Raw genomic sequence first — 12,094 nt, 5'->3', positions numbered from 1 at the left:
TGCCGACCTATGGTCGATACGCAGTGCAAAACCAAGTGGATCACCAGAAAGGTAAGAAAGTTGCATCCCGATTTAACCTTTGTCTTAGGCGGGGCGGCGTCGGGAAAGTCGGCCTTTGCGGAACAACTGGTTGTTTCAACAGGGAAAAACCGAGTTTACCTCGCGACTTCACAAATTTTTGATGACGAGATGCGCACAAAAATTGAGCGCCACGTGTCGCAGCGGGGGTTTGACTGGGAAACGATCGAGGCTCCACTGGATCTCGCTCCCTCTCTGTCCAGTCTGACGCCGGATCATGTGTGCCTGATCGACTGCGCCACAATGTGGCTGAGCAATCACATGATTGCGGACAGCAATCTGGAAGACGCTCAGAACGCGCTGCTCAACGCCTTGCGGTCCTCTCCGGCTCAAATTGTTGTCGTTTCAAACGAAGTGGGCCACGGAATCGTCCCCGACAATGCTCTGGCTCGCCGCTTTCGTGAGGCGCAGGGACGTTTGAACATCGCCTTGGCCGCCCAGGCTGATCTGGTTGTGCAAGTCATTGCCGGATTGCCGCTGGTTCTGAAAGGCAATCTGCCGTGACCCGATTACATCTGATCAGACACGGTCCCACCCATGCCAAAACCATGGTCGGTTGGTCCGATCTGCCAGCTGATCTGAGCGACCGCGCTGCAATCGAAAGGCTGCACAACCATATCCCATCCGAAGCGATCCTTGTCTCATCGGATTTGTCACGCGCGATTGACACGGCGTCTGCGATACAGGGCGCGCGTCGGCGCCTGCCGCACCATCCCGCGCTTCGCGAAATCAACTTTGGAAACTGGGAGCTGCGACGCTTCGCCGAGATCGAAGCCGAAGACCCCGAGCTTGCATTTGCCTATTGGGACAATCCCGGCGACGTGCGGCCGCCCCAAGGCGAGAGTTGGAATGACGTGCGCGCACGGGTGGACGCCGCCGTCGACGGGTTGATCTCAGATCACCGCGGCGAGACTCTGGTCATCGTCGCTCATTTCGGCGTGATCCTGACACAGGTTCAGCGGGCGCTGGACCTGGATGCGCAACAGGCCTTCGCGCACCGGATCGACAATCTTTCCGTCACCGAAATTGTCCATGACGGGCGCGCATGGTCCGTTGGCAAAATCAATCACTGTCCGTGAACACACAGCGCACAAATCACTGTTTTACCCGGGCTGAAACCTGCGTCATCGTTCAGAGATGACTTATGATCTGTATATCGGTGACCGCCTGTTTTCCAGTTGGTCACTGCGTGGCTGGCTGATGCTGGAAAAGTTTGGCCTGCCCTATCGCAGCCATATGATTGGCCTGTATTCCGGGACTATGGCTAAGGATATGGAACCGTTGTCCCCGGCCCGGCTTGTTCCGGCATTGCGGTTGCCGGAGGGCACGGTTGTCGGCGAAAGCCTGGCCATGGCCGAGACCCTGGCCGAACGCCACCCCGAAGCCGGATTATGGCCTCTGGACGCAGCTGCCAGAGCGACCGCACGCTGGCTCTGCGCCGAGATGGTCGCCGGTTTCAATGCGCTACGCGGGGAATGCCCGATGCAGTTGCTGCAGTGTTGGGAGGGGTTTGCGCCCTCGGCAGACACACAAGCCGATCTTGAACGAATCGAGACGCTATGGGCCCATGCCAGGAACATCTCGGGTGCCGCATCAGGTCCCCTTTTTGGCACCTATTCATTGGCGGATGTCTTTTACACCCCCGTCGCCGCACGGATTATTGGTTATGGCTTGGCTGTGTCCGAGGCCAATCGCGCCTACTGTCTGCAGTTGCTATCGGATGTGTCAGTCCGTCAGTGGCGCGCGATGGCGATGACCGTTCGGTATGATCCGTTTCCCTATCCTCAGGCTTTGCCGTCTGCTCCATGGCCGGTAGGTGGGACCTCAACCGCCAAAGCTGTGGAGAGCGGTCCATCCGTCAACACAAAGTGCCCCTATTCCGGCAAACCTGTGAGCGACTTTCTGGAACTTGATGGCAAAGTCTGGGGATTTTGCAACCCGGTTTGCCGCGACAAGACGGTAGCGGACCCCGAGGCCTGGCCAAAATTCGCCGCCATGATCAACGCCGTTAACCAATCTTAAACCGCAACCATGGCAGCAACGTCCTGTTAACCAACAACAGGATTGCCATGGTTGCCCGTGCCCACACCGTTGCCTTTCAAGGGGTCGATGCCCGCCCGGTTGAGGTGCAGTGCGCCGTCACCCCCGGACTGCCTGCCTTTTCCATCGTGGGTCTGCCCGACAAAGCGGTGTCCGAAGCCCGGGATCGCGTACGCAGCGCCCTGAGCGCCATGACCATTGCATTGCCGTCCAAGCGGATCACGATCAACCTGTCACCGGCTGATCTGCCAAAGGAAGGCAGCCATTTCGATCTGCCCATCGCCGTTGCGTTGCTTTCAGCTTTGGAGATCATTCCCTCGGACGCTGCGGAAAGCACCGTTGCCCTAGGCGAGCTTTCACTGGATGGCTCTCTGGTACCCGTTGTCGGCGCTTTGCCGGCCGCCATGACAGCCGCTGCCGAGGATCGTTCTTTGCTTTGCCCGCGTGGATCAAGCGCCGAGGCCGCGTGGGTGGATGCGACCCAGGTGATCGGGGCGGACACGCTGGGCGACGTTGTGCGTCATTTCTCAGGTCAGACCCCTTTGGCCGCCGCCAAACCGGGCGAAGTGAATCTGGCGCAAAGCACCCGCGATCTGCGTGACGTGAAAGGTCAGGAACGCGCCAAGCGCGCGCTGGAGATTGCGGCAGCCGGACGGCACCACCTGATCATGATCGGCACGCCGGGATCCGGAAAATCCATGTTGGCGGCACGTCTGCCCGGTATCTTGCCCCCTTTGACACCCGTCGAGGCCCTTGAAACCTCGATGATCCAATCCCTGTGCGGATTGCTGGACGAAGGCGGCATCAGCCGTGCACGCCCGTTTCGCGAGCCGCACCACACAGCGTCGATGGCAGCGATCGTCGGAGGCGGTAAAGGTGCCAAACCTGGTGAGATTTCCCTGGCCCATAACGGTGTTCTGTTCATGGACGAATTCCCCGAGTTTCCGCGAACCGTGCTGGAAACCCTGCGCCAGCCCATCGAAACCGGCGAAGTCATGGTGGCCCGGGCAAACGCGCATGTAAAATACCCGTGCCGTTTCATGCTGGTTGCAGCAGCCAACCCTTGCAAATGTGGATACCTGACCGATCCGTCCCGGGCATGCTCGCGCGCGCCGGGTTGCGGCGACGACTACCTTGGGCGGATTTCAGGACCCTTGATGGACCGGTTCGATCTGCGGATCGAGGTCCCGCCGGTGGGCTTTACCGATCTCGACCTGCCACCCTCTGGCGACAGCACGGCGGTGGTTGCCGCCCGTGTCGAACAAGCCCGGGCCATTCAGACAGAGAGATACAGTGAGGTGCCTTCAATCCGCCAGAACGCGGATGTCGAAGGCGAACTGCTTGAGGACATCGCCGCGCCGGATACGGAAGGAAAAGAGCTGCTGCTGAAAGCGGCGGATCGGTTCGGATTGTCGGCCCGCGCTTTTCACCGCATCCTGCGCGTGGCCCGTACAATAGCCGACCTTGAAGGCGCCACGACCGTCCGCAAACCGCATGTTGCCGAGGCGCTGAGTTTTCGCATCAGCGCCAGGGTTCTGGCCTAAAGCTTGGATTCAATGGCTTCCCAGATTTTTTCGGCCACGTTAACGCCGTTGAAACGCTCCAGTTCCTGGATGCCTGTTGGAGAGGTCACGTTGATTTCCGTCAGATAATCCCCAATGACGTCAATTCCGACGAATACCTGTCCTTTTTCCCTCAGAAGAGGCCCAATAGCCTGGCAGATTTCCAGATCCCGGTCCGTCAGACCGATTTTTTCCGGTCGCCCGCCAACATGCATGTTGGATCGCGTTTCACCCTCGGCCGGAATGCGATTGATCGCGCCAACTGCCTCGCCGTCCACGAGGATGACGCGTTTGTCCCCGTTTCGAACATCGGGCAAAAACTTCTGTGCAATAAGCGGCTCTCGCGAAAACCCAGTGAACAGTTCATGCAGTGAGGACAGGTTTCGGTCGTCAGCATCCAGCCGGAACACACCCGCACCGCCGTTGCCGTACAGAGGCTTCAGTATGATGTCGCCGTGTTTGTCCTTGAATGCTTTGATCGTCTGCAAATCCCTGGCAATTGTCGTCGGCGGCGTCAGATCCGGAAAGTCGAGAACAAGCAGTTTTTCGGGGTAGTTCCGCACCCAGAACGGATCATTCACGACCAGCGTCTGCCCCCTGAGCCGGTCCAGCAGATGGGTCGACGTGATGTAGTGCATGTCAAACGGAGGGTCCTGGCGCAGCCAGACGACATCAAAACCCGACAGATCTACCTCTCGCACAGGCCCCAGAAGCGCCGGTTCATTGGGAACCCGTTGAACCTGCATATCATGTCCGCGTGCTGTGACTCGGCCTTCCTGATAGGCGAGATGGTCCGGCTCGTAGAAAAACAATTGATGCCCACGCTTCTGTGCCTCTTCCGCCAGACGGAAAGAGCTGTCGGCGTTGATATCTACGGCCCCAATCGGGTCCATCTGAAAGGCTATTTTCATGGCGTGTCCCTCAACTTTACGCCAGATACATGGCCCAGCCGGTCGAGAGGATCAATGGCCGTCAAAAATGTCCAAAGGCATTTTCGATAATTTGAACAGCGCCTGAGCCGTCGACGAGTGCTGCATCAAAACGCACGTTCGTAAGTTGCCCACCCGGTTCGTTTTCCAGAAACTGCGCTGCAGCAGCAAAAATCCGCGCTGATTGTCGGCGGGTGATCCGGGCCGCAGCCAGCTTAAAACTGGTGCTTTTCTTGACTTCGATGAACACCAGCCCATCGAAGTCGCGCGCGATCAGGTCGATTTCGCCGCCTTTCCCACGCCAACGATGATGCGCGATGGAATAGCCGCGCCGTTCATAATCCGCTGCGACCTGCAATTCCGCAGCCTGTCCCGCATGAAAAGAAACCGAGCCGCGACCGGACCGCGTCGCCATATCATCCCTTTCCAAGTTTCAGAGCCGTCTGATAAATCGGACGGCGAGGCAGATTGTACATTTCCGACACCAGATCAGCCGCGTCCCGAACCGAATGTGTTTCCAGAGCTTTTTTCAGAGCATCTTCTACGTCAGACTGGTTAACGCTTTGCGAATGGCTGCGGTCCACAAGCAGAACGATTTCGCCTTTCACCGCTTTTTCACGGTAAGCGTCAACCAGTTCACCCAACGTCCCGCGTCGAATTTCTTCGAATTTCTTGGTCAGTTCCCTGCACAAGGCGGCCTGTCGATCCGCGCCCAGAACATCCGCCAGATCCGTCAAACTGCTCGCAACGCGCTTGGGCGACTCGTAAAGTACAAGTGTGCCCGGAATGTTACGTAACGCCTTGATCCGGCTGCGCCGTGCACCCGACGCATTGGGCAGGAAGCCGGCAAAAAAGAACGCATCGGTCGGCAATCCGGCCAGCGTCAACGCAACCAACGCTGCCGACGGTCCTGGTGCGCAGGTCACCAAATGCCCCGCTTCTGCCGCCATGCGACCGAGATCATAGCCCGGATCGGCAATCAACGGCATTCCGGCCTCGGACGCATAGGCGACGGACTGACCCTGATCCAATGCGTCAAGGATTTTGCTGCGGGCGCCGGCGCGACTGTGGTCGTGATAGGCCTGAATACGTCGCCCTTCCAACGGAACACCGTGAATCTCCATCAAACGTCGCAGGCTGCGCGTGTCTTCGGCGGCGATAACATCGGCCGAGGCAAGCACATCCAGCGCCCTCAGCGTGATGTCGCGCGCGGTCCCGATCGGAGTTGCAACAAAGTACAGGCCCGCCGCCAATCTGGTCTTTTGGAAATTCAAAGCTGGACCCTCACAGCGTGACGTCTATTATCGCGGCTCGACAGAACAGAAGCATACTCAGCCGCCGGATCAGGGAGTTTTCATTTAGATGTTTACCGTTTGCAAGCCCGTAAGCAAGCTGGCGAAAGCCGCCGCTGCCCTGGCCACTGCGGCATTTCTGGCCGCTTGTGAACCCGGCGCAATCGGTGGCGGGCCGTCGATCAACACGTCCAAGCCGGTTCCCGTGGCGCTGCTGGTTCCACGCGGATCAGGGCAGGCAGGCGACGCGGCGCTGGCGCAAAGCCTTGAAAACGCGGCCCGACTTGCAATGTCAGACCTGCAGAACGTGCAGATCGATCTGCGGGTTTACGACACGGCTGGCAATGCGGGCACCGCCTCGACAGTGGCGCAGCAGGCCGTTTCGGATGGCGCAAAGATCATCATCGGCCCGGTTTACGCACAGGCCGCCAATGCCGCAGGCCTTGCGGTTCTCAACAACGGCGTCAACGTCCTGTCCTTTTCGAACAACACGAGCATTGCTGGCGGCAACGTTTTTGTTCTGGGCCCGACCTTCCAGAACACCGCAAATCGGCTGGTCAACTATGCGGGTGGGCAAGGCAAAACCGGCATGGTCATCGTGCACAGCAACGACGCCGCCGGACAATTGGGGCAAACAGCAATTGCCAATGCACTGGGCAGCAGCCGCGTCAACAATGCAGGATCGGTCGGCTATGACCGCTCGCAGCAGGGCGTGATCAATTCAGTTCCGACCATCAAGGCCACGGTGGATTCGACCGGCGCGGATTCGATTTTCCTGACCGCGACCACGGCCGGAGCACTGCCGCTCTATACCCAATTGCTGCCCGAAGCGGGCGTGTCACAGACAACCACACAGTTCATCGGCCTGACACGCTGGGACATCCCCCCGCAAACGCTGGAGTTGCCAGGCGTTCAGGGCGGTTGGTTTGCCCTGCCCGATCCGTCAAAAGCGCAGGCTTATCGGCAGAGATACAACGCGACTTACGGGGAAGCACCGCACCCGATCAGTGGGCTGGCCTATGACGGAATCGCGGCGATCGGAGCCTTGGTCAGTCAAGGAAAATCGGACGCGCTGACCGGTGCTGCGCTGACACAAAACGCCGGTTTTCAAGGGGTTGGAGGGATTTTCCGCCTGCGCCCGAACGGCACCAACGAACGCGGTCTGGCCGTTGCCACGATCCAGAACAAACAGGTGGTTGTGATTGACCCTGCCCCACAAAGCTTCTCTGGCGCCGGTTTCTGATCGGCCCGGTCAGATCGCACCGCCCGTCGGCGCGTTGATCTGCCCAGCCGAAGACATTTTCGACAGCGTCGGGGTCAATGCTCAACTGTCGGAAATATTCGAAAAGAGCACAGATAATACATCCCTGCGCGCCGAAACCGTGCGCATCCTGCGCGATGCCCAAAAGGCCGGGCGAAAGGCGATATCGGATGCTTTTTCCGTCCGCCCTTTCGATGCCCGTCCGCTGACCCATTCCTACACCTACCTCACGGATCAACTGGTCTGCACAGCGATGCAGGTATCCAGCCAGCGGCTCCACCCGCTTGCCACGCCCACTCAGGGAGAAAGAATGGCGATACTGGCCGTTGGCGGGTACGGTCGAGGGGAGATGGCGCCTTCGTCGGACGTGGACCTGCTGTTCCTGACTCCGTACAAGATAACCGCCTGGGCCGAGAGCGTGATTGAATCCATGCTCTATATCCTTTGGGATTTGCGCCTTAAGGTCGGCCACTCATCGCGGACCATCAAAGATTGCCTGAGACTGGGTGCCGACGATTTCACCATCCGCACGGCGATGCTGGAACAACGCTACCTCGCTGGCGACAAGGCACTGGCAGGCGAGTTGGACCGACGCCTTCATACCAACCTTTTCAAGGGCAGTGAACGCGAGTTCATCGAAGCCAAACTGCTGGAACGGGACGAGCGTCACCACAAACAGGGTGAGCGCTATATGGTCGAGCCCAACGTTAAGGAAGGCAAAGGGGGGCTGCGCGATCTGCAATCGCTGTATTGGATCGCCAAATACATCTACGGCGTTCAGGACGTTGCTGAACTGGTGCCGCTGGGTCTCTTCACGCCCGACGAATTCAAGACCTTTGTCGAGGCCGAGGATTTTCTGTGGGCCGTGCGCTCTCATCTGCATCTGGTGACCGGGCGCGCGACTGAACAGCTGACATTCGACATGCAAGTCGAGGTCGCGGCCCGTATGGGCTACAAGGATCGCGCCGGGCGCCGGGCGGTCGAAGTGTTCATGCAGCGCTATTTCCGCGAAGCCACCAGCGTCGGTGAACTGACACGGATATTCCTGACCAAGCTGGAAGCGTCACATATGAAGGGTGCTCCGTTGCTGGAGCGTATTTTCCGCCGAAGGCCGAAGGTCAAGCCGGGTTATACTGTGGTGCACGGTCGCCTTGACGTCGCAGATCCCACCACGTTTCTGGAGGACAAGCTCAACCTGCTGCGCCTGTTCGAGGAAGGTCTGCGCACCGGAATGCTAATCCATCCGGATGCGATGCGCCTGGTGACGGCCAACCTGAACCTGATTGATGATGAGATGCGCAATGACAAAGAAGCGCGACGTATCTTCCTCGATCTCATGCTGAAACACGGCAATCCTGAACGCGCGTTGCGCCGGATGAATGAACTGGGCGTTTTGTCGGCCTTTTTGCCGGAATTCGAGCCCATCGTGGCGATGATGCAGTTCAATATGTATCATAGCTATACGGTGGACGAGCATACGATCCAATGCATCGTCAACCTGGCCCAGATCGAGCGCGGAGAGTTGATCGAGGCATTGCCACTCGCGTCGTCAATCCTGAAGGGTGGGGTCAATCGCAAGGTGCTTTATGTCGCTCTGCTTTTGCACGACATCGCCAAGGGCCGTCCCGAGGATCACTCGATCCTGGGTGCACAGATCGCCCGCAAGGTCGCGCCGAGATTGGGACTGAACAAATCAGATTCGGAAACCGTTGAGTGGTTGGTTCGGTACCATCTGCTGATGTCGGATATGGCCCAGAAACGCGATATTTCAGACCCACGAACGGTGCGCGATTTCGCCAAGGCGGTGCAGACGGTCAAACGGCTCGACCTGCTAACGGTTCTGACGGTCTGTGACATTCGTGGTGTGGGCCCCACCACGTGGAACAACTGGAAAGCCACCCTGCTGCGTGCTCTGCATGCAGAAACCAAGCGTGCGCTGGAAACCGGTATGGAAGACCTGAACCGTGCCAACCGCGGTACAGAAGCCAAGAAAGCCCTGCGCGCGGCATTGGACAACTGGTCCAAGGGCGACCTCAAGGCCGAAACTGGCCGCCACTACGCCCCCTATTGGCAGGGCTTGAACCTGGCGACCCATATCGAGTTCGCAGAAATGCTGCGGACGCTTGAGCACAGCGGTGATCCCGGCGGGATGGAAATCCGGCTGCACCCGGACGTAGACCGGGACGCCACACGCGCCTGCTTTGCCATGGGCGATCACCCCGGCATTTTTGCGCGGATCGCCGGCGCCTTGGCGCTTGTCGGCGCAAACGTTGTGGACGCGCGCAGCTACACGACCAAGGATGGTTACGTCACGGATGCCTTCTGGATTCAGGATGCCGAGGGTCATCCGTTCGAGGCCTCTCGCCTGCCGCGCCTGACGCAGATGATCCACAAAACACTCAAGGGTGAAGTTGTGGCGCGCGATGCGCTCAGGTCCCGCGACAAGATCAAGAAACGCGAACGTGCGTTCAACGTGCCAACCCACATCACCTTTGATAATGACGGCTCGGAGATTTACACGATCATCGAGGTGGATACACGCGACCGCCCCGGCCTTCTGTATGATCTGACCCGGACGCTGGCGGCCGCAAATGTCTACATCGCCAATGCCGTGATCGCGACCTATGGCGAGCAAGTTGTCGATACGTTTTACGTCAAGGACATGTTTGGTCTGAAATACCATTCCGAAAGCAAACAGCGCGGCCTTGAGACCAAGCTGCGGACGGCCATCACCGAAGGTGCGGAGCGCGCCGCGTCATGAAACAGATCCGACTGTTTTCGGGCCTGTTCACAGTGGGGTTCTGGACCCTGACCAGCCGCATTCTGGGCTTTTTGCGGGAAATCCTGTTGACCGCCTATATCGGGCCGGGCCCGGTCATGGACGCTTTTGTTGCGGCGTTTCGCCTGCCCAACATGTTCCGACGCTTTTTTGCCGAAGGCGCCTTTAATGCCGCGTTTGTCCCTATGTTCGCCAAGCGGCTGGAGGCCGACGAAGACGCCAGAGGTTTTGCACAGGATGCCTTCAACCTGCTGGCCGTTGCGGTGCTGGCTCTGGTCGGCCTGGCGATGGTGTTCATGCCCGGTCTTGTCTGGCTCACGGCCGAGGGGTTTTATGGCGATCAACGCTTTGATCTGGCCGTGGACTATGGCTATGTCGTTTTCCCGTACATCCTGTTCATGTCGCTTGCGGCCCTGTTTTCCGGTGTTCTGAACGCCACCGGGCGCTTTGCCGCTGCTGCTGCCGCGCCTGTGCTGCTGAACATCTTTGCCTGTTCGGCCTTGATCTTCGGCGCCATGTCCGGGGGTGAGGTGATCTGGTGGCTGATCACCGTCATTCCGATTGCAGGCGTAGCGCAATTGGCATTGGTCTGGGTTGCAACGGAACGGGCCGGTATCCGTATTCGCCCTGGCAAACCAAGGCTGAGCCCGGAAATGCGCAACTTGGTGCGGATCGCGATCCCTGCCGCCCTGGCCATGGGCGTCACACAGGTCAATCTCGTCGTCGGGCAATTGGTCGCATCAAAGACCGAGAAAGCTGTCAGCTGGCTGTTTGCCGCAGACCGCCTGTATCAGTTGCCTCTGGGGGTGGTTGGCATCGCCGTGGGCATTGTGCTGCTGCCGGATTTGTCACGACGCTTGCGCGCGGACGACAGGGAAGGCGCACGTAACGCCTTTTCCCGCGCCGGCGAATTCACGCTTTTGCTGACAATCCCGTCGACCGTGGCGTTTATCATCATTCCCAATCCGCTGGTCTCGGTCCTGTTCGAACGCGGGCAATTCAGCACGGAAGATACAACCGCCACGGCACTCGCCGTCGCTGTTTACGGCGTCGGTCTGCCTGCGTTCATGCTGCAGAAATTGTTGCAGCCTCTGTTCTTTGCACGCGAGAATACCCGGTCTCCGTTCCACTATGCGCTGGTTGCCATGGCGGTGAATGCCGGGCTTGCGTTTGGCCTTTATCCAATTGTGGGTTGGATTGCACCGGCGATTGCGGCATCGGCCGCAGGATGGGTCATGGTCGCGCTACTGGCGATCGGTGGCAGACGACTGGGGGAAGAGGCGCGCTTTGACGACCGGTTCAAACGCCGCGCCTGGCGGATCGTCGCAGCCTCGCTGGGAATGGGTATAGTGCTGTATACGGCCATTCACGTCTTTGGCTGGGTTTTTGAGATGGCCGGTTGGCGCTATTTGGCACTGATCATTCTGATCAAGGTTGCGGCCGCGACCTACTTCTTTCTCGGACACGTTTTCGGGGCGTTCGAAGTCTCCGAATTCAAACGCGCGCTGCGCCGCTCATGAGCAGGCTTGAATGCCCCGCCGGTACAGTTTTGTTCCGCCCGGGACAGGAATGCCCCGGTTTCGTACGCCTGTCCAAAGGAACGGTTCGCATCAGCCTGACCGCGCCGAACGGGCGGCAGGTCGTCCTGTACCGTGTGGGTCCGGGGGACGTATGCCTGCAGACTTTTGCCTGCCTGACCGAAGGTCAAAGCTATTCCGCCGAAGGACTCGCGGAAACAGATCTTGTGGGTGAGATCCTGCCGCACGACACGTTCCGCCAAAACATGGCGGAGGATGTCGCGTTCAGGGCCGAGGTTCTGTCTGCGGTCGCGCGACGCTTTGCCGATTTTGAAAGGTTGGTCGAAGATGTGGCGCTGACCGGTTTCGATACCCGGCTTGCGCGCGTTCTGTTGCGTCTGGCAAAGGGCGGGGTCGTATATGCCACGCATGACGCTCTGGCCACTGAAACCGCGTCAGGGCGCGCCTTTGTCAGCCGCAGGTTGGCAGAGTTTGCGCGCCAGGGTCTGGTTACACAAACACGCGGTCAGGTCCACCTATTGGACCGTGACGGGCTGCAACAGCTTGCCGCAGGTGAAGCGTGACATTGTCACCGACCCGTGCACCAAAACGCGTCAATCTCTCATTAAAACACTC

11 protein-coding genes are annotated in these 12,094 nt (G+C 59.0%); 8 read left to right on the top strand and 3 right to left on the bottom strand.

The window, feature by feature from the left end; translation table 11 throughout:
• The first annotated feature begins 9 nt into the window (after positions 1 to 9).
• Genes cobU through ACR3E0_RS04365 form a run of 4 tightly spaced genes read left to right on the top strand, consistent with a single transcriptional unit; the run spans position 10 to position 3,662 of the window.
• Positions 10 to 582, top strand: a complete 573-nt coding sequence (cobU, locus tag ACR3E0_RS04380) for a bifunctional adenosylcobinamide kinase/adenosylcobinamide-phosphate guanylyltransferase (protein WP_480476541.1) — start codon at positions 10 to 12, stop codon at positions 580 to 582.
• Positions 579 to 1,157 carry a histidine phosphatase family protein gene (locus ACR3E0_RS04375; protein WP_480476539.1) on the top strand — a complete coding sequence of 193 codons (579 nt, stop codon included), beginning with the start codon at positions 579 to 581 and terminating at the stop codon, positions 1,155 to 1,157. Before cobU ends, ACR3E0_RS04375 begins: the two co-directional genes overlap by 4 nt.
• A gap of 58 nt (positions 1,158 to 1,215) precedes the next feature.
• Positions 1,216 to 2,100, top strand: coding sequence for a glutathione S-transferase N-terminal domain-containing protein (locus ACR3E0_RS04370; protein WP_480476537.1), 885 nt, complete (start codon positions 1,216 to 1,218; stop codon positions 2,098 to 2,100).
• 47 nt (positions 2,101 to 2,147) lie between these two features.
• Entirely contained in the window at positions 2,148 to 3,662 is a 1,515-nt protein-coding gene (locus ACR3E0_RS04365) for a YifB family Mg chelatase-like AAA ATPase (RefSeq protein WP_480476535.1), read from the top strand.
• Here the strand turns inward: ACR3E0_RS04365 and gshB are convergent.
• From gshB to rsmI, 3 genes are all read right to left on the bottom strand, one after another.
• On the bottom strand, positions 3,659 to 4,591 hold the full coding sequence (gene gshB / locus ACR3E0_RS04360; RefSeq protein WP_480476533.1) for a glutathione synthase: 933 nt from the start codon (positions 4,589 to 4,591) through the stop codon (positions 3,659 to 3,661). The genes ACR3E0_RS04365 and gshB overlap by 4 nt on opposite strands.
• A 61-nt stretch (positions 4,592 to 4,652) precedes the next feature.
• Positions 4,653 to 5,024 carry a YraN family protein gene (locus tag ACR3E0_RS04355; RefSeq protein ID WP_480476531.1) on the bottom strand — a complete coding sequence of 124 codons (372 nt, stop codon included), beginning with the start codon at positions 5,022 to 5,024 and terminating at the stop codon, positions 4,653 to 4,655.
• Position 5,025: 1 nt separating this feature from the next.
• Positions 5,026 to 5,883 carry a 16S rRNA (cytidine(1402)-2'-O)-methyltransferase gene (gene rsmI, locus ACR3E0_RS04350; protein WP_480476529.1) on the bottom strand — a complete coding sequence of 286 codons (858 nt, stop codon included), beginning with the start codon at positions 5,881 to 5,883 and terminating at the stop codon, positions 5,026 to 5,028.
• 88 nt (positions 5,884 to 5,971) lie between these two features.
• Here rsmI and ACR3E0_RS04345 point away from each other — a divergent pair, with 88 nt between their 5' ends.
• Genes ACR3E0_RS04345 through ACR3E0_RS04330 form a run of 4 tightly spaced genes read left to right on the top strand, consistent with a single transcriptional unit; the run spans position 5,972 to position 12,042 of the window.
• Complete coding sequence (locus ACR3E0_RS04345) at positions 5,972 to 7,144, top strand: penicillin-binding protein activator (protein WP_480476527.1); 1,173 nt, start codon at positions 5,972 to 5,974, stop codon at positions 7,142 to 7,144.
• A complete protein-coding gene (locus ACR3E0_RS04340; RefSeq protein WP_480476525.1) occupies positions 7,104 to 9,923 on the top strand; it encodes a [protein-PII] uridylyltransferase in 2,820 nt (939 codons plus the stop codon). Before ACR3E0_RS04345 ends, ACR3E0_RS04340 begins: the two co-directional genes overlap by 41 nt.
• A complete protein-coding gene (murJ, locus tag ACR3E0_RS04335) occupies positions 9,920 to 11,461 on the top strand; it encodes a murein biosynthesis integral membrane protein MurJ (protein WP_480476523.1) in 1,542 nt (513 codons plus the stop codon). The genes ACR3E0_RS04340 and murJ overlap by 4 nt, the downstream gene beginning before the upstream one ends.
• On the top strand, positions 11,458 to 12,042 hold the full coding sequence (locus tag ACR3E0_RS04330) for a Crp/Fnr family transcriptional regulator (RefSeq protein WP_480476521.1): 585 nt from the start codon (positions 11,458 to 11,460) through the stop codon (positions 12,040 to 12,042). Before murJ ends, ACR3E0_RS04330 begins: the two co-directional genes overlap by 4 nt.
• Positions 12,043 to 12,094: the final 52 nt, after the last annotated feature.

It is taken from the genome of Ruegeria sp. AJ12, from assembly GCF_056536245.1.
Note: the sequence above shows the minus strand (reverse complement) of the source record. Positions and strands in the feature narration are given on the sequence as shown.

What these genes read in the sequence shown, in the direction of transcription:
- ACR3E0_RS04345 (WP_480476527.1), top strand. Translation starts at nt 5,972, where the DNA reads ATGTTTACCGTTTGCAAGCCCGTAAGCAAGCTGGCGAAAGCCGCCGCT.
- ACR3E0_RS04355 (WP_480476531.1), bottom strand. Translation starts at nt 5,024, where the DNA reads ATGGCGACGCGGTCCGGTCGCGGCTCGGTTTCTTTTCATGCGGGACAG.
- ACR3E0_RS04330 (WP_480476521.1), top strand. Translation starts at nt 11,458, where the DNA reads ATGAGCAGGCTTGAATGCCCCGCCGGTACAGTTTTGTTCCGCCCGGGA.
- cobU (WP_480476541.1), top strand. Translation starts at nt 10, where the DNA reads ATGGTCGATACGCAGTGCAAAACCAAGTGGATCACCAGAAAGGTAAGA.
- murJ (WP_480476523.1), top strand. Translation starts at nt 9,920, where the DNA reads ATGAAACAGATCCGACTGTTTTCGGGCCTGTTCACAGTGGGGTTCTGG.
- ACR3E0_RS04365 (WP_480476535.1), top strand. Translation starts at nt 2,148, where the DNA reads ATGGTTGCCCGTGCCCACACCGTTGCCTTTCAAGGGGTCGATGCCCGC.
- ACR3E0_RS04370 (WP_480476537.1), top strand. Translation starts at nt 1,216, where the DNA reads ATGACTTATGATCTGTATATCGGTGACCGCCTGTTTTCCAGTTGGTCA.
- gshB (WP_480476533.1), bottom strand. Translation starts at nt 4,591, where the DNA reads ATGAAAATAGCCTTTCAGATGGACCCGATTGGGGCCGTAGATATCAAC.